Origin of the sequence: Acinetobacter piscicola, assembly GCF_015218165.1 — a bacterium.
GTDB classification, from domain to species: Bacteria; Pseudomonadota; Gammaproteobacteria; order Pseudomonadales; family Moraxellaceae; genus Acinetobacter; species Acinetobacter piscicola_A.
The window spans coordinates 3,839,886-3,859,082 of record NZ_CP048659.1; the positions used below are offsets into that span (position 1 = coordinate 3,839,886).

The window sequence follows — 19,197 nt, forward strand, 5'->3', positions numbered from 1 at the left end:
GTCAACACCTTTTTTACTTTGCGAATTTGATATTTTTAGTTTTAGGTATTTCCCATGACTGTTGAAATGAAAGTAATGATTTCTGCTGAAGAAATTCAAGCAAAAGTTCAGGAACTTGGTCAGCACATTAATGCGCATTATGCCAATAGTGACAAAGAGTTGGTATTAATCGGATTATTGCGTGGTTCAGTGATTTTCATGGCAGATCTTTGCCGTACAATCACCAAAGAACATGAACTCGACTTCATGACCGTATCAAGTTACGGTGGTGGGACAACTTCAACACGTGATGTCAAAATTTTAAAAGATCTTGATGGTGAAATTCGTGGTAAAGATGTACTCATCATCGAAGACATCATCGACTCGGGCAATACCCTAAGCAAAGTGCTCGAAATTTTAAGCACGCGCCAACCCAACTCGATTGAACTTTGTACTTTAGTGAGCAAACCTTCACGCCGTGAAATCGAACTCGATGTGAAATTTTTAGGTTTTGAAGTCGAAGATAAATTTATTGTGGGTTATGGTCTGGACTATGACCAAAAATATCGTCATCTTCCATTTATTGGTGAAATTGGTCTGTAATTCAGCTTTGATATAATTTCCCCCCATAATACTTAAGCGGCTTCGGTCGCTTTTTTTATGTTTCATTTCCACTACTTTAGAACAAAAATGCAACAACTTGTAGCATATCAATTCTTTCAATCATCATATAAATATTCAAAAATAACAATCAGGTTAACGTTCTAAATTCAAGATCAGACAAAGAAAAGGAGAAGGATTATGATGGCACTGATTGGCGCAATCATCATCGGTTTTTTTGCAGGTCTCATTGCACGTGCAATTCATCCAGGGAATGATAAAGCAGGCTTCATTGTCACAGTTGCTTTGGGGATTATCGGTTCATTGGTTGCAACCTATGGCGGTCGAATCATCGGACTCTATTCTGACGGCTCATCAGCAGGCTTTATTGCCTCTGTGATTGGTGCAATTATCGTTTTGTTTATTTACAACATGGTCACCAAGAAAAGCTAATGCAAACGTGAAAACTTAAAAGCATCTCCATCGAGATGCTTTTTTTTATTTTTTACAAACCAAAATTTTGCCAAATTTTTTCAATTTCTTCGGCAGGGTAGGCACCCATCACAGTATGACCATTCGAGAAAATAATTGCAGGTGTCCCATGTAGACCCAATTGTTTACCCAAAATCAAATTACGTTCAATGGGTGTGGCACAATTGGCTGCAGCTGTGGGTTGAATATTGTTTTGAATTAAATTGTGCCATGCATAGGCTTTATTGTCAGAACACCAGACTTGTTTAGAGGGCAGAATCGACTGATTTTTAATAGGATAAATAAAAGTATAAATCGTGACATTATTCAGCTTGGCTAAATTCCCTTCAAGACTTTTGCAATATGGGCAATTTGGGTCAGAAAAGATGGCGAGCTGACGCTGACCATTCCCCCTGACTGTTTTAATTGCATCATTAAAGGGGAGCTTTTTAAAATCAGCTTTGGGGCTATTTTGAAGTGCTAAATCTTTGGTGAGGTTTTTTTGGTCTTTCAGCCGAATCATTGAACCAATAAACAGATGCTGTACATCTTCATTAACGTAAACCACCTGACCATCTAATGTACCACTGTACAAGCCTTGCATTTCAGTGGCTTGTACATTGTCGATTTTGACATTTGGATATTGCTGCGACAGTTTGGCTTTAACACTGTCAACATTGGCAAAACTACTGCCACAAACAGCGAGACTTAAACTCAATGCGATCAATTGCTTTAACATATTGAATAAATATCTTAGAAATTTAAATAATCAAAATATTAAAGCACAATCTAACACCCCTGATGTTGAAGAACTGTTGTTTCAATGCGTTTCACGTGGAACAAAGTTAAACATTGCAGGACGATTGATTTCCACAGAAATATGTACCAATTCTTCATGTATGGCTAATGCCTGACGAATACGATCTGCGGTTAAGTCCTGCAGTGGTGTTTGCAACGCTAAAATCACTGAAAACTTGCCTTTACCCACTTTCCAAACATGCAAATCTGTAATCTGAATATCCAATTTTAAATCTGAAATCACATCACGTATTTCATCTACGACAGGATGATCCATTTCAGCATCTAATAAAGTTTTTCCTGTTTCCTTGATCAATCCAAACGACCATCTACCCACTAAAATTGCACCGACGATTCCCAATAAAGCATCTAAAAAGTCCCAACCAAAATATTTTCCTGCGAATAAAGCAATGATCGCTAAAACAGACGTTAGAGCATCTGCAACTACATGTAAAAATGCTGCTTTTTGGTTTAAATCATGCTCATGATGCTCGCCATGTTCATGTTCATGTTCATGAGGGTGATGGTGATGGTGATGGTGATGGTGATGGTCATCATGCAATAACCACGCACACATCAGGTTAATCCCTAAACCTAAAATCGCAATAACAATTGCTTCATTATAATGAATCTGTACAGGGTGAAATAGGCGCTCAACCGACTGAAAAGCCATAAATAAAGCCACAACCATCAACAAAATTGCACTGCTATAACCAGCAAGAATCTCGATTTTCCAAGTCCCAAAACTAAAACGGGCATCTTGTGCATAATGCCGTGCTGCTCGATATGCCATATATGCCAAGCCCAGCGCTAACATATGGGAACTCATGTGCCAACCATCAGCAAGTAAAGCCATTGAATTAAAAACCCAACCGCCTGCAATCTCAAAAATCATCATCAGCCCTGTCAAAATCGTGGCAAATAAGATTTTCTTCTGTGCTAAAGGATTGCCTTCGTCAAATTGATGAGAATGCTGCCGTTGAATGGTTTTAAATTGCATGTGAATTGAATCCAATATACTCCCCTAGAGTATATTCTCGGATTTTAAAATATACTATAAGGGAGTATATTTTTTTGGAGTCAATAGATGGGACATTTACATCAAGATCAAAAAGTTTTAAATCGGGTCAAGCGTCTCAAAGGGCAGATCAATGCAGTGGAAGAGTCTTTAATCCAACAGGATAAATCTTGTATTGAGATTTTACAGCAGGTGGCAGCCATTAAAGGTGCAGTAAATGGCTTAATGAATGAACTGATTGAAGCCCACTTGAAAGAACATGTTATTTCAGATCATCAGGCTATAGATGAAGCAGAGCTTGAAATTTTTATGCAATTGTTAAAACGTTACGGATAATTTGACCAACGAATTAAAAACACATTGACCTGTTGCTGATTAAGTTTTAATCTGACATCCAATCAGACTCCTCCCGCCAAACTCAATTTCTTTGAGCTTGGCTTTTTTTATCTGCAAATGATTTAGAAATTAAGTGCTCAATACATGAATCAACAATCATGGCGTTCATTTTTACTCGTGAGCCTAGCCCTGTGTATCGGAACGATTGGAACCGCATTAGCAAGTCCCTTATATCCAATTTATCAACAATTTTGGCATCTACTTCCAAGTCACATTACTTATATTTTTGTGGCATATATGTTTGGTTGTATGACAACTTTATTATTTTTAGGACGCAGCAGTAATAGTTTTGGATTTATCCGTACGCTACAAGCAGGTTTACTCTTTGCCATCGTTGGCTTGGGACTTTCTGTCTTTGCAAGCAATGCTTATTTTTTAGGATTTGGACGCTTTATTATTGGGATTGCTTCAGGTCTCATCAGTACTTCTGCTATGCTTGGACTGATTTATACGATTCCAGACACACATAAAAACAGTGCTGCACAGCTCAGTTCAATCATCACGGTATTGGGCTTCGGCTTTGGCCCTCTGATTGGTGGTGCAATTGCACAATTTTCGGATGCCCCCTTAGTTACCCCCTATATTCCCGTCATTATTGCAGCAGCGATCAGTTTTTTCAGTTTATTTAGCATTAAAATCATTCAGTTTGAAAAACAAGTTTTTTCAGTTGCACCACATTTAGAACTGCCCGAAATACACTTTAAAACGCTGTTTTATCTTGCTAGTTTTACCGCTTTTTGTGCTTTTGGTTCATTTAGTTTATTCGCTTCACTTGCACCCTCATTTATCAAAGACGTGATTCCTTGGCACGGTCCTTTGGTGAGCGGTGCAACGATTGCCAGTATTTTATTGGTTTCAGCCTGTGCCCAATTTATGGCGAAATCACTGAACATGCATAAAGCCTTGAATACAGGTTTAATCTTGTTATTGCTCAGTTATCTAATTCTTATGATTTGCATGACCATGCACCTGAGTTTTTTATTCTTTTTGAGTGTTGTTTGTGTGGGCATGGGACATGGCTTAGGTCTACTCGGTGCTTTTGCCTTGATTCATCACATGACCAATATTGATAATCGCGCAGCAGTGGTTTCCACATATTTGTTTATTGCCTACTTTGGTACGATTGTTCCGATTATTGGCGCTGGTTATTTGTCAGATCATTTTGGCTTAATGACTGGCGTATTGGGTTTCTGTGTGGGTATGGGGTTGCTATCTCTGTATTTATTGATTCAGCATTTAAAAATTAAAATAATTCCAAATAATTCATAGATAAAATGAGAATGTAGGGATCACACATTTCGGCATCCCTACATATTTTTATACCAAAAACTTAAGGTGAAATTTCAACCTTTACAACGTCAATGTCTGTCAGTTTATAACGATGCGCATCCACTTCAATATTGATCGTACCTGTATGATCTTTTAACTCATAATGCTCGGCTTTGGTTTTACGTACAATTTTTCCTGTCAGCGTCAATACTGTTTCATCCTTGGCTTTAAGTGCCTGTCCCACAGTTAACTTATTCTTTGTCACTTTGAACCGTACCGGGTTTGTCGGAGACTTTTTATTTAAGTTAGGCCACGTGACCTAACGGGTTAATCTTATCATAGTACATTGCTTCAAACTCAAAAGGCGATACATAACCCAATGCGCTGTGTACACGCTTTTTGTTGAACCAATCTACCCAATTTAATGTCGCAAGTTGTACATCCGCTAAACCTTGCCAGTCTGCTTTTAAATATTCAATCACCTCTGTTTTGTATAAGCCATTCACTGTTTCAGCCAAAGCGTTATCGTATGAATCACCGGTCGTACCGACTGATGCTCGTAAATTTGCTGCTTCTAAACGATTGGTATAGCGAATGGAAAGATATTGAACCCCTCTGTCACTATGGTGAATCACATTCTTTGGCATGTCTCGAGCATGTAACGCTTGCTCAAGTGCATCGAGCACCATATCTGTATTCATCCGTGTCGATACTTTCCATCCAACAATTGCTCGTGAGAAGACATCAATAATAAATGCAGTATAAACCCAACCTGAATTTGTTTGAATATACGTGAAGTCAGCGACCCATAGCTGGTCAGGATGATCAGCACTAAAATTGCGTTTCACCAAGTCATCTGCTCGTTTTTGATCCTCTCGGCTACGGGTAGTTTGTTTATTCTTACCACGCCAAACACCTTGTATACCTAGTTTTTGCATCAATCGAGCAACTGTACAGCGAGCAATAACATAGCCTTCACGTTTCAATTTTTGCCAAACTTTACGCACACCATATCGACCTGAACTTTCCTTCCAAATTCGTTTAATTTGTTCAGCATGATGCAAGTCATGTAGATCTCGCTTTGCTCGATGTTCTGGGTTTTCAACGAAATCTAGTGTTCGATAATAGGTAGAAGCCGCGATCGGTAAAATCCTGCAAATCGCCTCAACACCATATAACGCCTTATTGTTATGGATGAAATCTACCATTATTTGTGTGGGCGGTCGAGCTCCGCCTGGGCGAAAAAAGCGGCTGCTTTACGTAGAATTTCGTTAGCACGTTGCAGTTCTTTATTTTCACGTTCGAGTTGTTTAATACGTTCTTGATCTGAAAGTTGCTGTACTTTAATTGGGTTTTGTTTATCTAAATATTTTTGATACCAAACACGTAGAGTTTCAGGAGTACAACCTATCTTGGGAGCAATAGCGGTGATCGCAGCCCAATTCGATGGATAATCTTTCTCGGATTCAATCAATAATTCAACCGCTCTTTCTCTGATTTCAGGGGTATATTTTACTTTTTTCATCGGGACATTCTCTCAGAAAGCTTGGTCTCCGACAAACCCGGTACGGTTCACTTCTTGAATGATGAGATGATCCTGTTTACCTGCCCAAACATTGGCTGTTAAACCGAGTAAAGTAACAAAAGCAATAAAGGAGATTTTTTCATACAAAAGTGCCTTTATTGGATGTCGCTCTTTAACTTAAAGAGGATGTTGTGCCCTATAAATCAAAGTTACGCAATACTAAAAATTGCTAAAAAAGCTGACATTTAGTCAGCTTTATGAAGCGAATCGGATTGTTATTTACCAATACAGAACATAATTTTAATTATATTTTTTATATAAATTAGTAGCTTATAAATAAAATTAAAATCAAGTGACTAAACAGTGCCTATTTATGTCAACAATAGGATAGACGGGGATATATATTACATTCTTCTTTTTAGGATTTTTTAAGCCTCATGCGCTCCAGTGCATTTTATTCTACTGGTGACTTGTTCGGGTTCATTATGTTTTTCACATTTAAAATGGTGAGTTCAATCGCCTTGATCTGTAGGCAATGACAACTATAAACAACCATTCAAAAAATATTTTAGGGATTAGGGAAGTTTTAACCTCAATTTGAGGGTGGCATTTGAAAGGCGACCCTTTGGGTTGTCGTCAAAAATGACGATAAGCCAAATACCTCTTTTAAGGGTGAATAAAGCAGTATTTAAAATCTATCCATTCATGATTTTTAAGGTGAACGCAAACTTGCGTTTTGTGATATGAGATTATCCCACTTCACTAAATAATTGATTTAATACCAAAGCTCAAAATTGAGCCTTGTAAGTCTTTAACTTTCTTTAACCTCAATAATTAACTTTTAACATAAGAGTTAAAAGACAAAACTTGTAAATCAATAACTTAATCAATATCAGCTTTAACTTTTAACCTAAAACAGAATTTTTTTATAAGTGGGATGATGGGCGGTCTAGGTACTGGCAACTCATGAAAGATAGCAATACCCCCACCCCAAAAATGCGCTTGTAGTTTATTAAGATCGTCAAAAGAAACGAGCTTTCAATCATCATGATTTTAGTGATAGATCAACTTGGTCACATTTAGAATCGCAGCAAGTTAAGGCTTAATGGTTAAAATAACCATGCAGATATTAAAAAGCTCCTCATATTTAGGGAGCTTCTTTTTTAAATTAACTGCAATACATCCGCCCGAACTTCGACTATCTCCCGATCTGCACCGCTTTGATCTTTCCATTTCCGTGTCCTTAAACTGCCCTCAATATAAACCTTACTGCCTTTTTTAAGGTACTTGCCTGCAATCTCTGCCAATCGGTTATTGGTACTGATTCGATGCCATTCGGTGTGTTCTTTACGTTCTCCAGTGGTTTTGTCTTTCCATTGCTCAGTCGTTGCTATGCTGAAATTGGTAATACTGCCACCATTGGGAAAATTCTTTGTTTCAGGGTCACGACCTAAAACGCCCATTAAAATAACTTTGTTCACATTTGGCATTGTTCTAAATCTCTTAAATTCTTTCTTATCTATCAAATCGTGGCTTAATGGCTTAACGATTAATTACTATGTGCCAATGAGTTACCCCCATATTTTTAAGAAATACATTTACGCCGTTAAATGTGTCATAACAAAGGTGGTAAAAATATCCGTCATCATCTTTACCAATTGTCATCACTTGAGCATTAAGAGGTAGTACATCACCATCTTTTAATCTTTTCCAACTATCTGTTGGATAACCAAAGTTATCATTCATTAATTTTAAGAACTCTGTTCTTGTCGTATTTTTCATATCTTGTATGCCTTAATTTTTTTCACTTCTAGGAAATCGTGCGATTTTGCGATTTTATAGCCGTATCGCTTGTATAGCTTGCCTCTTGGTGTCGGAATCCATTTGCGATTTATTGCGACTTTGCGATTCATAATTTAGATTTTCATCATCGCTACCCTACGAATCGCAACGTGTCGCAACCGAATCGCAGGCTAATTGCGACACTAAAAGCCTTGCTATTAGAGGCTTTCATCCTAAAAATCGCAGAATCGCAGCTATTCTAACAATAAAGGATTTAATTCTATGTATTGTGTCTTGTTAATCGTAACCAATCTGACATAGTTATGATTAATCAATGTGTCTAAATAGCGGTTAAACTCCTTAACTGTTCTTAGTTTTGATGGCGCACCCTTTAAAGCTAAAGTCTTAGAAAATAGGTTGCTTTTATCTTCCATACACTTATCAATCAAATAACGTGCAAGACGCTCCGCCTCACTTTCTGTTTTGATTTCAATATCTGTATAGCTTGCCCATTCGTTTAATGAATGATTTACAACCTCACTAGCTCCCTGTAAGGTTTTGGCATCAATCCACTGCGCCCCCTCAAAATAAGCGAATACAGTAGCTAAACGCCGTGCTAGTTGGCTTGCTCTGCTTGCGAATGCCTGCAAGTATTCAAAACGCTTTCCTCTCTTTTGTAGTGCTTCGATTTGATTATAAAACTCTATATCTATGGCTTCTGCTTCTTCACTCATAGGCATAACGAAACGCCCATTATGTAATTCATGTTCAGGCTTTAGATGAGGGCAGTCATCGAGTAGATATTCGCAACGTGTCCAGTAAGCTATAAGCCTATGGTCAATGCTTGCATTCTTATTTCTATGAATCGCATCCTGTAAGCGTGTGCCTGCAAGGTTTTCGGGTACGGTTAAAATAAATCTAGGTAAAAAGCCTTGTCCTCTTAACACTGGGTCTTTTAATGCACTGGCTAACACTTCATGCTGCCCCTGCAGGTTAAATGTAGCTCTCACATCATAAGCACGACCGCTACCATTTAAGTTTGACTTAGATCGAGTACGCTCTATAAAACCGTCATCAAATAACTTGGCATAGCCTCCTAGTGCTTGGTTCCGTGTATCGGCTTTCATTGTATGACCGCCAAAGAATTGACCTGCTTCATCACTGGAAATTGAAGCATTACTTAAAATGCCGTCAATGTATAAGCCTGCAATTGATTCAAGCGTAATATCTGTGAATATTGTACTTGGGTCATTGGGTGGTGGGTTCTCAGCACAATAAGCCTCACGGTCTTTTTTACTCAATGATGCCTGTCCGCTTTTCCATTGCTCTAGGTCACGGCGATATTCTTCATATTGCTTACGCTCATGTTTAATAATGGCTTGATCTGCTAGGTTCTTACTTGTGCTTTTACGGCTTCCACTTTGACCCTCAGTAAGTAAAAACAAACTGCATGGCTCGCCTTGTGTTTGGAACGGATGAGGGGCATTTACTTTGGCTTGTGCAATATGTGATAAAGCACCAATAACACATTGGGCAGTCATGGCAATGGGCGACTGCACATGCTCTGATATGGCTTGCACTGCCTCTTTTGCCAGTGGTGGTAAAGCATCAATAGGGTAAGGTTTTATCACTATGTCATCTTGTGCCAATGGTAATAATTCGCCCCATAAAGTCGGCTTATTTAATTGCTCTATCGCTTCATGAATAAATGCCTGTACTTCGGCATCGTCATTTTCTTTAATCAGTTCAGTGAAAAACTCATTTTCGCCATATTTCAAATATTGATTGAGTAAACGAACAGCCGTGTTTTGCTCAAGCTGTTTAAATGGCTCAAGCTGTATCTGTTCAGGTCTAACAGGCATGTATAACTGTTGATAGCCTGCCTTAGATAACTGCTGAATAACATATTGTATTTGCTCAAAATCAAACGTCTTGAGTTCCGTTAATTTCTTACTGGTGAGATTAGACAATACAACCAACACAACGGAAAACGGCTGTAATGGTGGTTCAAAACCAATGGCAATACTGGAGGCAAGTTTAAAAAATGCCTCTAAATTATGAGTGATGATGATAGGTTTATCTTTCTGCATTTCACCATAGCAAGCAAAGCCTTTTGCTAAACCATCAGGTATGACTTGAATACGTTGTTTGTCCTGTAGTACGGCGCATTGCACATGCTCAAGCTGTCCATTGACGATAGGTAGAATCAAAGGTTGCTCATAGCTCACGCCGTTAATCTCTACCTTGCATTGGTCTACATAGATCGGCTGTGATGGATTGCCAAAGCGTTCAATGATGGGATGGTTTAAATATGTGTCATCCGATGGATTAAGCAACGTACAATTTGCTAGAATCGAATCGGGTTTGATGGAGGTGGTGATATTCATAGTGTCACCGCCTTTTTATTTGCCTCAAATTCTTCTCTGAATTTTTCAGCTTCTTTTTCATGATAACGGCAACGATCTTCTGATAAATATACAAACATTTCTAAGACTTTCTCCAAGTTGGAAAAATGGTATTCAGCACTTGGATTACGAGCCATTAAATCTTTTTTGATTTGTTTCACTTTGAGCTGCACATCTGATAGGGCTGTCCTCATCCAATCCATATCACACTCAGCCATTGAGGCTAAGTCGTGCATGTCATCAGCGTTATAAATTTTAGGCGTGTTTGTAGTGTTATTTTGATTAGGCATGATTAATGCGCTCCGTTTGAGTTTAAAGGAGCTTTACCATTCACGACCAAATGAGGGTGGCAAAGCTGTAAAGGGTTGGTCGATAGGTTCAAACGGATACCTACACACGTAAACGTGTCCCTCCACAGCTTCACCATAAAATGCGAACGCATAGAGATATTACGCACAAAAAAAGCCCTTGCGGACTGTGCGCCGTTTGAATCATAGCCGACCAAAGCTAACTTTGAGATTTTGCTCAAAGCAAGGGAACTATAACTACGAAAGTTTCGTAGTGCAACAAGAAAAACAACAATAAAGTATTTTAGTGGTGCATCCAGTTTTGGATATACTCCCATAGGATTTAAAATACTGTCAGAATAAATGTGAGCAAATTTGCTCATATCTAAATAGATACGCTCAAATCTGAGTGCATCTAAGGCTTGAGTTTTGGCTTTAAAATCTATTATTTGATTCATACTTTCACCTACTGCACACGGTTAATATGAATGTCTGAATTAATCAAAATGCCGTCATTGGATAGCCCGATCTGTTGACGGTTGTCCATCATTTTCAATAACTGCTGTTCAGCTTCTTCAAAACTGATACCAAAATGCTTGGCAATATCTTCAAGGCTATACATTGGGTCGCCGTCATCGGTGTAACCGCTTACTGGTGGCAGTAGGTTTAATTCTTTGGCTTTGGCATCCATTTCCTTTTTGATGTGTTCAGGCATTAAATGCAAAGTCATCATGAAAGCCTGCTCTGTAATGGGATGACCATCGCCGTACTGTTTAAGCATTGCCTTGTAGTGGTCAAAGGCTTTGAAAAACTCAGGGTTTACATGCTCAGTCATTGTGTAACCCCTCAAAAGTTAGCTGTAAATTGTTTTTGCATGTTGTGATTCTTAGGTTTAAATCTCGCATTGAATAACGATGATTTACCAACCCAGTACCATGAAATGATCCTTTAGCCTTTTGGGTCTTTGCCTGCATACATAAGCGGTTTAATTCTTCATAGGCGGTTTGTCGTGCTGAATAACTGCCAGTCTTACGAATGCTTGGTAATACTTCTTTAAATACCCAAGTTTGGAAATTTAATGCTTCTTTTTTGGTAGATCGGAAAACAATGCGGTAAAGATTTTCTTCACTGATAAAAGTAATGAATTGATTTCCGCTTGTGGTAGGGGTACACAAACTATGTGTACCCTTTGGATTTAAATTAAATCGGCTTGGGTTTGCTCTTTGCATATCTAATGCCTTACAAACATCAGCCAAGCAAAATAAAGGCTGTCCATTTTCATCAAAGGCAACTCGAACGCCGTGTTCATTAAAATTAAAAATAGATGGATTCATGCAACAAACTCCCCGATCAATTCATAACGAGCGTGGTAGCCGTCACGGTTTAAGTTCGGCTCTTGGTGGGTCACAATGTCACAACCAGAACGGCGTAAACGCTGTATGACAGCACTCAGGCGATAGCAATTAAATAGATTGATTGCTTCGGCTTGGCTCAAGGTTTTACCTTGCTTGAGGTGGTCTAAAACTTGGGTTTGGTGGTTCATGTTTAAGCCTCCATCGTTACAATGTTGGCTTTATGTTTGGCTATACGATCTGCTACCCATGAATCGACATCTGATTCAATCCAAGCGACACGGCGTTCTGACAGGTTTAAGCATTGAGGAAAATCACCGCTTCTCATCATGGCATAGATGGATGAAGCTCCAAGTCCTGTTTTTTCTTGGACTTCTTTACGGCGAATCAAGCGATTATTTTCAGTTTGTTGCGATTTAGATAAAGTCATCTAAACATTCTCCAGTGATGGAAATGCCTAGACACAAAAATAGAAAAGTAGGAATGTTTGAGTTTTTAAACTAAGTTTTATCAGCTAGATATAGCATTGTATTGGTGTTCAATAGGTTCAGTAAGAAACAATGGAATGTATCTTTAAGTAAACAAAATGTTGACCAGTTAGTCTTTCCTAACTATAGTTCTACCTATAGGGTAAGTTTACTTACCTATATCGGAGTTCCGATAAAACTTGTTTTTAAGCTGTTTACATTTCTAAAGTTCCTTTAGGTTTGTGTCTTGGTGGACATGGTTTAAAAATATCGACATGTAGTAATTTCCAGTTACTCCATGTCATCCAAAGAGTTGATGTATTTCCAGTACATCAACTCTTTTTTATTATTCATTGATTGCTTTCACATTTATTACAACTCAATGAACATGCTGTAACTTTATAAGAGTTATGTTTAAATGGCTACCCCTTTGCCACACAAGTGCGTTAAATGTTGTCGTAAAACTAAGCGAACAAACGGATGTGTGTAAGTTCATATTTATGCATATAGTGTCATATTGGTTTCGACACTATCCATTTGACTTTAATAAGTTTGTTAAATAAAAACATTAACAAAAGTTAATATAAGTTGTTCATTTTTATGAACATAATATTCATATTTGAATATTACAAATAATTACAAATTACCCTACCTTATTATTTTTAACCTGATTAAAAAAGATTATGTTTTGTTCATAAATCACACTAAAAATATAATCGCTCCACTTTTGCAACATCGTAGTACGCTCCTTTTCGTACTTCGCCTTGTTATACACTGCTCGCACCCCTTTCCCCGTGTGGTTCAAACACGCCTCAATCGCATCACTGTTAAAACCTTGTTCATTTAAATGCGTGCTTGCTGTACGCCGTAGATCGTGAATAGTGAAGTCAGCTAAACTTGTTAATTTAAGGGCGTTCTTTTGGGACTCATTAAAGGCATTATGGCTTATATGTGTGCCTGTCTTTCTACCTACAAAAACATAAGGCTCATCACCTGCAATCTGTTTTAATTCTTTTAATATTTCTATAACTTGATCAGACATATAAACAAGCATTTCACGGCTATGCCCAGTTGTACTATCTGCCTTTGTTTCAGGAATTAACCATATACGTGTTTCAAAATTGATATGCTCCCACTTCGCCCTCAATAGCTCTGACTTTCTAATCAAAGTTAATAGTGATAATAGAATGCCTAATTTTCTAGGACGATATATACGTGAGTTGAGTAGGGCAGTGTAGAACTCTTTTATTTCGTTTGTTTTTAAATAACGATCTCTCGGCACTGCCTTATAGATATGGCGTGTTGGGATAGCAAGCACTGGATTAAACGGAACTAAACCCAATGTCATAGCATAATCAAACATACGTTTTAATAAACCTCTGACTTGATTGGCTGCTGCATCATAACCTTGATCTTTCTTACGCCATATTACACGGCGGACATCATCAACGCCGATCTGTTCTATAGCCATATTGCCAATCATGGGATAAATATCATTTTTCAAACATAAAGCCATGTTATATGAGTTCTTACGCTCTTTTTGAATAACATCCTTGAAATACATTTCTCCATAGTCACGGAATAGCACACTGGTGACTTTACTTTTATTTTGTTTTGGTGAAATGCCTTTCGCCACCAATGAGGCTGATTCATCTCTAATCTGTCGAGCTTCTTTTAATGATAGATCGGGATAACGACCTATCACCAATCTTTCTTGTTTACCGTTTAATGAGTAACGATAGTGCCAAGACTTCACACCCGATTCTTTAACCTCAATGAATAAACCATTATTCAATTTATCTTTCACTGAATAGCGTTTTTCCTGTGGTTTGAGGTTTTGAATTTCTCTATCTGTAGAAAAAAATAAACCATTTATCTTGGGCATCTTAGGCACTCACACTTAAAACCAGTATTTTTAAGTCACGTATCTAATAAGTGACTAAAAAAAGCATAGCACTAGTTGAATATATTGAACACTATTGAATAATAATTAAATATTAAAAAAGCACTAAGTATATATTACTTAATGCTTTTTATTTACTTATTAGAACTTACTAGAACGTATTGAACAATACTAAAAAATGAAATTACTTTCCAATACAAAACGATCCAAAGATCACCCCAAGCAGATCATCGGCACTAAAGTCACCTGTAATCTCACCCAAAGCATTTTGTGCCAAACGCAATGACTCTGCGACCAATTCTCCAGCATGATAAACCACAAGCTGCTCATGTGCTTCTGCCAGATAGTGCTGAGTGCGCTTCATTGCGTCTAAATGACGAGTTCGAGCAATAAAGGTATCTTCTTCAGGCTGAAAACCTGCATGCGCTGTAATCGCATCTATGAGCGACTGAACACCCATATCTTGTTTTGCCGATACAGTGATATGCCTAAAACCATCCAAATCACTTAATGCAGGTTGTTGTGTAGTTAAATCACATTTATTTCCAATCAGCATCAAGCGTTTTGGTTCTATATGATCCGCAAAATAATTCTTTGCCAATTCCAAAGGATTTTCACCTTGGCTTAAGTCATATACCAACAGTAAAAGATCGGCTTGTTCAATTTCTTGAATTGCACGACGAATCCCTTCTTTTTCGACAATATCGCCAGTTTCACGTAAGCCTGCGGTATCCGTTAAAGTGATTGGTAAACCATTTAAGGTAATTTTTTCATGTAAAACATCACGGGTCGTTCCTGCAATATCCGTCACAATGGCACGATCATTGCCTGCCAAAGCATTGAGTAATGAAGATTTACCTGCATTGGGTTTACCTGCAATCACCACCTGTAAGCCTTCACGCAACAACTGCCCCTGACGCGCAGATTGCTGTACCGCAGCCACTGAAGATTGCACATCTTGCAATAAACTCAGAATCTTACCGTCTGCTAAAAAGTCGATTTCCTCTTCAGGAAAGTCGATGGCTGCTTCAACATGCAAACGTAAATGAATCAGTTTTTCTAAAACGGTATTTACTTTATTGGAAAATGCGCCTTGTAATGAACGTACTGCAGAACGCGCAGCCGCCTGTGAAGTTGCATCAATTAAATCGGCAATCGCTTCAGCCTGTACCAAATCCATTTTGCCATTTTCAAACGCACGCATGGAGAACTCACCTGCTTTTGCCGCAGTCGCACCCAGCTCAAGTAAACGTGCCAATAAGGCATTTTGAATCACAGGCCCACCATGCCCCTGTAACTCCACCACATCTTCACCGGTGAACGAGTTTGGATTTGGGAAGCAAATCACCAAGCCTTCATCCATCACTTCATTGCGTTCATCTAAAAACTGACGAAAACCTGCAAAACGTGCTTTGGGTAAGCTTTTTTGAGTGAATGCTTCTGCAATCGCATAAGCTTTCGGTCCAGATAGACGAATCACACCTACCCCCCCACGGCCCGGTGGCGTCGCAATGGCTGCAATTGTGGTTTGGCTGATAGGGTTACTCATCTAGATCACTCAAATTTTGACAATAAAAAAATCCGCCTAAGATTACCATCTTAAGCGGATTTAATCAGCTATTGCTTAATTTTTTAAGTTTAAGCTGCTTCTCGTTTTAAACGATCTTTTTCAACAGATTTATTAATAAACCATTGCTGTAAAATTGTGATCGAGTTGTTCACAATCCAGTATAAAACCAAGCCAGCAGGGAAGAACAGCATAAATACTGTAAACATGATTGGCATGATTTTAAATACTTTAGCTTGCATTGGATCAGCAGGTTGTGGGTTCAAACTTTGTTGAACAAACATGGTTACACCCATCAACAACGGCAAGATGAACCAAGGATCCATCGCTGACAAATCTTGAATCCACAGCATCCAAGGTGCATGACGAAGTTCTACAGACTCCATCAGTACCCAATACAATGCTAAGAAAATCGGCATTTGTAGCAACAATGGTAAACAACCAGAAAGCGGATTCACTTGTTCGCGTTTGTAAAGTGCCATCATTTCTTGTGAGAAACGCATACGGTCTTCACCAAACTCTTCTTTCATGCGTTGCATTTCAGGTGCAATCACACGCATTTTCGCCATTGAGCGATAGCTCTTAGACGATAATGGCCAAAGAATCAGTTTCACTAAGATCGTCAATAGAATAATTGACCAACCCCAGTTGCCCACTACGTTATGGAACATTTGCAAGCCCATAAACAAGAGTTTTGCAATCGGCCATAACCAACCATAGTCTACAGTTTGGTTTAAGCCCACAGCTAAATCTTTCAATTCAGATTGAATTTTAGGACCCGCGTAGAATGTTGCATCAATGCTCATCGCTTTACCAGCAGGAACATTAATGGTTGGAGATGTAAATCCAATGATATTCATACCATCTGCAGATTTACGCGACTCCAATTTCGCTGTGTATTCTTGACCACCAAAATGACCAGGAATCCAAGCGCTTACAAAATAGTGTTGAACAACAGCAACCCAACCGCCTTTTGCTTGTGTATCAAGTTTCTCTTCCGAGAAATTAGCAAATTTGAGTTTGTTATAATGTTCATCAGGCGTTCCCCAAGCACCACCTAAGAATGTACCCAAAGTGAAAATACCTTGGTCAGACTTACCTGGGTCTTCAGAGTTGTCACGTTTGAGTTGACCAAACATTTGACCCTGCCAATTTTGTGCACTACGGTTGACCACCTGATAGCTCACTTCAATTGGATAATTACCTTGCTTAAAGTTAAAGGTTTTAATGATTTCCACGCCATCAGCAGTTTTGAAAATCATTGGTACAGCAAGTACCTTGATTGCTTTGCCGTCTTTGTCTTTAGTATCTTTTAAGTCTGCTAAAGTATACGCAGTTTTTTCAAACTCATAATTTGGACGACCTGCACGGCTGCTGTCTGGACCATTTAAGCCAATTAAGCCTGATTGTGCGACATAAGTTCGTTTAGGATCACTTTCAAGCATGACAAACGGCTGATCGCTGTTTTTACTTTGGTCATGATTGAGTAATTCAATACGCACAATATCACCACCTTTCGGACTGATCCAAAGATGGTAAAGGTCAGTTTGTACTGAAATCAGTTGTTGATTTGCGGTTGCTGGTACAGTTGTCGGTTGTTGTGCAGCAGCAATATTTGCTTGCGGAACATCGCTAGTTGCCGCAGTCGTTTGACCATTTGGCAAATCGGCAGAAACATCATGCGCTACCACAGCTGCTGGCTGTGTTTTAGTAGTGTTCGCATGACCATAATCTTTTTGCCAAGCCAAAATAAGCAAATATGCGACGACAAACATGGCCCCGAGGATTGCAAACCTGGCCCATTGTTGCATATCTATTACCCCAAGTGGTTAGAGTGATGTTGGTTCGAAAAACGTTCACGCAAGGGTACAGCAACATGAAACGTTTGAGAATCTATTTGCTGAAATGAAATAAAACGAATTGCTTTTTTAGGCACAGGATCATAACCAAATCCTCCCCAAGGATGGCAGCGACAAATACGCTTGGTGGCGAACCAACTACCTTTTAAGGCGCCATGGGTGTGGATTGCTTCTAACGAATATTGAGAACAAGTTGGAATATAACGACAACGAGGTCCAATGAGGGGACTAATCGCAACTTGATAGAAACGAATCAACCAATGCAATATACGAACCATTGGCTTGCTCTAATTTTGAGGAGAGGAAATTGCTATTTTATGGTGCTTTTTAACAAGACGCTGCAATTTCTGCCATGCAAACTGTAACTGCTGATGTAATTCAGCATTCGGAATTGCTTCAATACCCATTTTAGGCATCACCACAATATCTAATAAGTCTATATGTTGCTGATTTAGGCGAAAACTTTCACGTGCTAAACGTTTTATTCGATTTCTTTCATGTGCACGGCGCACTTTTTTCTTAGCAACAACAATACCCAAACGGCTATTCGGCTGTTCGGTTACTTTTGCTAAAAATAAGAAATGGGGTTGATGCACTTTAAAAAGCGCACCATCAAATACACTTTTGTAATCTGCAGCACAGTGGAGTCTCACCGCTGGACTGAAACTATAAAGTGACATAACACCCAAATCGTATAACTTGACTATTTAAAAAATTAAACAGTTAAGCTATGACGACCTTTTGCACGACGACGAGCTAATACTTGACGACCAGCTTTAGTTGCCATACGAGCACGAAAACCATGAACGCGTTTGCGCTTTAATTCAGATGGTTGGAATGTACGTTTCATGTTGAAACTCCAATGTTGATCTTTTCTAAAGGTTCGCGATTGTATTGTGCATTCTTTATGCTGTCAATGAATATAGACTTTTCTTTTACTTTTCTTTTACTTTTTTATATATTTTCATATTTTTAATTTCAGCCAACAATTGAATATTTTTAATTGTTTTGACCAAAAACAAATAATATACACAGCTTATGCTTTTGTTTTATAAAATATAAAAACTTATAAACATTTATATCAACAAACTTATCCACAATAAGATTCACTTTTAAATTTAATTTCGTAAGATTTTAAATTTAAATTCATAACTTAAGTTTATCCACACAAAACCGTCTGCTTATAAATAAATTCAAATTTTAAAATTTAAATTTATTATTATTAGGTTGCTATTTTTCTGAGGAAAAGCTACTTTTATTTTTTATAAATATAAACTTAACTTGTGAATAAGTCTGATCTTCAGGTGTTGATAAAATGTGGATAAATACACACCTTTTTTTATCCACAGGTTGTTCTAAAACTTATCCACAATAGGTTTAAATTTAAATTTATTTGCGAAAAGACTCTTTTTTAGCCAATTTGGGTTGAATTAGTCATGACAGATGTGGATAACTTGGTTAGAATGGCGACCCCCGTATGGTCGGGCCGTATTTTTAAATTTAAATAAAGGAGTTTCAC

General features: G+C 38.2%; 23 protein-coding genes, 1 pseudogene and 1 other annotated feature. Of the genes and pseudogenes, 4 read left to right on the forward strand and 20 right to left on the reverse strand.

Annotated elements, in window-relative coordinates; all coding sequences use genetic code 11:
• The first annotated feature begins 54 nt into the window (after positions 1-54).
• Positions 55-582 (forward strand): hypoxanthine phosphoribosyltransferase, encoded by a 528-nt coding sequence (gene hpt, locus G0028_RS18940; protein WP_130075134.1) that lies wholly within the window; start codon positions 55-57, stop codon positions 580-582.
• A 198-nt stretch (positions 583-780) separates the two neighbouring features.
• Positions 781-1,032 carry a GlsB/YeaQ/YmgE family stress response membrane protein gene (locus tag G0028_RS18945; RefSeq protein WP_130075133.1) on the forward strand — a complete coding sequence of 84 codons (252 nt, stop codon included), beginning with the start codon at positions 781-783 and terminating at the stop codon, positions 1,030-1,032.
• A 52-nt stretch (positions 1,033-1,084) separates the two neighbouring features.
• On the opposite strand, the gene G0028_RS18950 is transcribed toward G0028_RS18945, so the two are convergent.
• Both G0028_RS18950 and dmeF read right to left on the reverse strand, forming a co-directional pair.
• Complete coding sequence (locus tag G0028_RS18950) at positions 1,085-1,789, reverse strand: DsbC family protein (RefSeq protein WP_174494059.1); 705 nt, start codon at positions 1,787-1,789, stop codon at positions 1,085-1,087.
• 81 nt (positions 1,790-1,870) lie between these two features.
• A complete protein-coding gene (dmeF, locus tag G0028_RS18955) occupies positions 1,871-2,848 on the reverse strand; it encodes a CDF family Co(II)/Ni(II) efflux transporter DmeF (RefSeq protein ID WP_180047006.1) in 978 nt (325 codons plus the stop codon).
• An 87-nt stretch (positions 2,849-2,935) separates the two neighbouring features.
• Between dmeF and G0028_RS18960 the strand changes: the two genes are divergently transcribed.
• Together G0028_RS18960 and G0028_RS18965 are read left to right on the forward strand one after the other, a co-directional pair.
• On the forward strand, positions 2,936-3,202 hold the full coding sequence (locus G0028_RS18960) for a metal/formaldehyde-sensitive transcriptional repressor (protein ID WP_130075130.1): 267 nt from the start codon (positions 2,936-2,938) through the stop codon (positions 3,200-3,202).
• Between the two features lie 144 nt (positions 3,203-3,346).
• Positions 3,347-4,531 carry an MFS transporter gene (locus tag G0028_RS18965; RefSeq protein ID WP_180047004.1) on the forward strand — a complete coding sequence of 395 codons (1,185 nt, stop codon included), beginning with the start codon at positions 3,347-3,349 and terminating at the stop codon, positions 4,529-4,531.
• Positions 4,532-4,592: 61 nt separating this feature from the next.
• Here the strand turns inward: G0028_RS18965 and G0028_RS18970 are convergent, their stop codons facing one another.
• From G0028_RS18970 to rpmH, 18 genes and pseudogenes are all read right to left on the reverse strand, one after another.
• Entirely contained in the window at positions 4,593-4,796 is a 204-nt protein-coding gene (locus tag G0028_RS18970) for a NirD/YgiW/YdeI family stress tolerance protein (protein ID WP_180047002.1), read from the reverse strand.
• Between the two features lie 40 nt (positions 4,797-4,836).
• Positions 4,837-6,056, reverse strand: a protein-coding gene (locus G0028_RS18975) for an IS3 family transposase (protein WP_194088711.1) whose coding sequence is annotated in 2 segments (ribosomal slippage) — positions 4,837-5,780 and positions 5,780-6,056 — 1,221 coding nt in all. Because the reading frame shifts where the segments join, the coding sequence is not laid out codon by codon here.
• Positions 5,665-5,781 (reverse strand) — a sequence feature (AL1L pseudoknot). It overlaps the preceding gene by 117 nt.
• 12 nt (positions 6,057-6,068) lie before the next feature.
• Positions 6,069-6,203: a hypothetical protein gene (locus G0028_RS21280; RefSeq protein WP_257222311.1), complete on the reverse strand. Its 135-nt coding sequence runs from the start codon at positions 6,201-6,203 to the stop codon at positions 6,069-6,071.
• Between the two features lie 1,019 nt (positions 6,204-7,222).
• A pseudogene (gene ssb / locus G0028_RS18980) lies at positions 7,223-7,546 on the reverse strand (single-stranded DNA-binding protein); the annotation flags it as partial.
• Between the two features lie 52 nt (positions 7,547-7,598).
• Positions 7,599-7,838 (reverse strand): hypothetical protein, encoded by a 240-nt coding sequence (locus G0028_RS18985; protein WP_180113115.1) that lies wholly within the window; start codon positions 7,836-7,838, stop codon positions 7,599-7,601.
• Between the two features lie 254 nt (positions 7,839-8,092).
• On the reverse strand, positions 8,093-10,225 hold the full coding sequence (locus G0028_RS18990; protein ID WP_194088736.1) for a DUF3987 domain-containing protein: 2,133 nt from the start codon (positions 10,223-10,225) through the stop codon (positions 8,093-8,095).
• Entirely contained in the window at positions 10,222-10,533 is a 312-nt protein-coding gene (locus G0028_RS18995; RefSeq protein ID WP_180046913.1) for a hypothetical protein, read from the reverse strand. Before G0028_RS18995 ends, G0028_RS18990 begins: the two co-directional genes overlap by 4 nt.
• Before the next feature lie 2 nt (positions 10,534-10,535).
• The gene (locus tag G0028_RS19000; protein WP_227554832.1) at positions 10,536-10,868 is read right to left on the reverse strand and encodes a hypothetical protein; all 333 of its coding nucleotides are present in this window, start codon (positions 10,866-10,868) and stop codon (positions 10,536-10,538) included.
• Positions 10,869-10,996: 128 nt separating this feature from the next.
• Positions 10,997-11,365, reverse strand: coding sequence for a hypothetical protein (locus tag G0028_RS19005; RefSeq protein ID WP_180046915.1), 369 nt, complete (start codon positions 11,363-11,365; stop codon positions 10,997-10,999).
• Positions 11,358-11,864 carry a Bro-N domain-containing protein gene (locus G0028_RS19010; RefSeq protein ID WP_180046916.1) on the reverse strand — a complete coding sequence of 169 codons (507 nt, stop codon included), beginning with the start codon at positions 11,862-11,864 and terminating at the stop codon, positions 11,358-11,360. The genes G0028_RS19005 and G0028_RS19010 overlap by 8 nt, the downstream gene beginning before the upstream one ends.
• Positions 11,861-12,073 carry a helix-turn-helix domain-containing protein gene (locus tag G0028_RS19015; RefSeq protein ID WP_180046919.1) on the reverse strand — a complete coding sequence of 71 codons (213 nt, stop codon included), beginning with the start codon at positions 12,071-12,073 and terminating at the stop codon, positions 11,861-11,863. Before G0028_RS19015 ends, G0028_RS19010 begins: the two co-directional genes overlap by 4 nt.
• A gap of 2 nt (positions 12,074-12,075) precedes the next feature.
• Entirely contained in the window at positions 12,076-12,312 is a 237-nt protein-coding gene (locus tag G0028_RS19020) for a helix-turn-helix transcriptional regulator (RefSeq protein ID WP_180046921.1), read from the reverse strand.
• 680 nt (positions 12,313-12,992) lie between these two features.
• On the reverse strand, positions 12,993-14,234 hold the full coding sequence (locus G0028_RS19025; protein ID WP_180046923.1) for a tyrosine-type recombinase/integrase: 1,242 nt from the start codon (positions 14,232-14,234) through the stop codon (positions 12,993-12,995).
• Between the two features lie 202 nt (positions 14,235-14,436).
• Positions 14,437-15,801 (reverse strand): tRNA uridine-5-carboxymethylaminomethyl(34) synthesis GTPase MnmE, encoded by a 1,365-nt coding sequence (gene mnmE / locus G0028_RS19030; protein ID WP_180046925.1) that lies wholly within the window; start codon positions 15,799-15,801, stop codon positions 14,437-14,439.
• 89 nt (positions 15,802-15,890) lie between these two features.
• A complete protein-coding gene (gene yidC / locus G0028_RS19035) occupies positions 15,891-17,630 on the reverse strand; it encodes a membrane protein insertase YidC (RefSeq protein ID WP_130075123.1) in 1,740 nt (579 codons plus the stop codon).
• A 5-nt stretch (positions 17,631-17,635) separates the two neighbouring features.
• A complete protein-coding gene (gene yidD / locus G0028_RS19040; RefSeq protein ID WP_174494066.1) occupies positions 17,636-17,956 on the reverse strand; it encodes a membrane protein insertion efficiency factor YidD in 321 nt (106 codons plus the stop codon).
• Positions 17,957-17,965: 9 nt separating this feature from the next.
• Positions 17,966-18,358 (reverse strand): ribonuclease P protein component, encoded by a 393-nt coding sequence (gene rnpA / locus G0028_RS19045; RefSeq protein WP_130075121.1) that lies wholly within the window; start codon positions 18,356-18,358, stop codon positions 17,966-17,968.
• 35 nt (positions 18,359-18,393) lie between these two features.
• Positions 18,394-18,528: a 50S ribosomal protein L34 gene (rpmH, locus tag G0028_RS19050; RefSeq protein ID WP_000831329.1), complete on the reverse strand. Its 135-nt coding sequence runs from the start codon at positions 18,526-18,528 to the stop codon at positions 18,394-18,396.
• Between the last annotated feature and the right edge of the window lie 669 nt (positions 18,529-19,197).

Bases quoted from the DNA above. Each gene is read 5' to 3' on its own strand.
- hpt (WP_130075134.1), top strand. From the start codon at position 55: ATGACTGTTGAAATGAAAGTAATGATTTCTGCTGAAGAAATTCAAGCA.
- G0028_RS18945 (WP_130075133.1), top strand. From the start codon at position 781: ATGATGGCACTGATTGGCGCAATCATCATCGGTTTTTTTGCAGGTCTC.
- G0028_RS18950 (WP_174494059.1), bottom strand. From the start codon at position 1,789: ATGTTAAAGCAATTGATCGCATTGAGTTTAAGTCTCGCTGTTTGTGGC.
- dmeF (WP_180047006.1), bottom strand. From the start codon at position 2,848: ATGCAATTTAAAACCATTCAACGGCAGCATTCTCATCAATTTGACGAA.
- G0028_RS18960 (WP_130075130.1), top strand. From the start codon at position 2,936: ATGGGACATTTACATCAAGATCAAAAAGTTTTAAATCGGGTCAAGCGT.
- G0028_RS18965 (WP_180047004.1), top strand. From the start codon at position 3,347: ATGAATCAACAATCATGGCGTTCATTTTTACTCGTGAGCCTAGCCCTG.
- G0028_RS18985 (WP_180113115.1), bottom strand. From the start codon at position 7,838: ATGAAAAATACGACAAGAACAGAGTTCTTAAAATTAATGAATGATAAC.
- G0028_RS18990 (WP_194088736.1), bottom strand. From the start codon at position 10,225: ATGAATATCACCACCTCCATCAAACCCGATTCGATTCTAGCAAATTGT.
- G0028_RS18995 (WP_180046913.1), bottom strand. From the start codon at position 10,533: ATGCCTAATCAAAATAACACTACAAACACGCCTAAAATTTATAACGCT.
- G0028_RS19000 (WP_227554832.1), bottom strand. From the start codon at position 10,868: ATGGGAGTATATCCAAAACTGGATGCACCACTAAAATACTTTATTGTT.
- G0028_RS19005 (WP_180046915.1), bottom strand. From the start codon at position 11,365: ATGACTGAGCATGTAAACCCTGAGTTTTTCAAAGCCTTTGACCACTAC.
- G0028_RS19010 (WP_180046916.1), bottom strand. From the start codon at position 11,864: ATGAATCCATCTATTTTTAATTTTAATGAACACGGCGTTCGAGTTGCC.
- G0028_RS19015 (WP_180046919.1), bottom strand. From the start codon at position 12,073: ATGAACCACCAAACCCAAGTTTTAGACCACCTCAAGCAAGGTAAAACC.
- G0028_RS19020 (WP_180046921.1), bottom strand. From the start codon at position 12,312: ATGACTTTATCTAAATCGCAACAAACTGAAAATAATCGCTTGATTCGC.
- G0028_RS19025 (WP_180046923.1), bottom strand. From the start codon at position 14,234: ATGCCCAAGATAAATGGTTTATTTTTTTCTACAGATAGAGAAATTCAA.
- mnmE (WP_180046925.1), bottom strand. From the start codon at position 15,801: ATGAGTAACCCTATCAGCCAAACCACAATTGCAGCCATTGCGACGCCA.
- yidC (WP_130075123.1), bottom strand. From the start codon at position 17,630: ATGCAACAATGGGCCAGGTTTGCAATCCTCGGGGCCATGTTTGTCGTC.
- yidD (WP_174494066.1), bottom strand. From the start codon at position 17,956: ATGGTTCGTATATTGCATTGGTTGATTCGTTTCTATCAAGTTGCGATT.
- rnpA (WP_130075121.1), bottom strand. From the start codon at position 18,358: ATGTCACTTTATAGTTTCAGTCCAGCGGTGAGACTCCACTGTGCTGCA.
- rpmH (WP_000831329.1), bottom strand. From the start codon at position 18,528: ATGAAACGTACATTCCAACCATCTGAATTAAAGCGCAAACGCGTTCAT.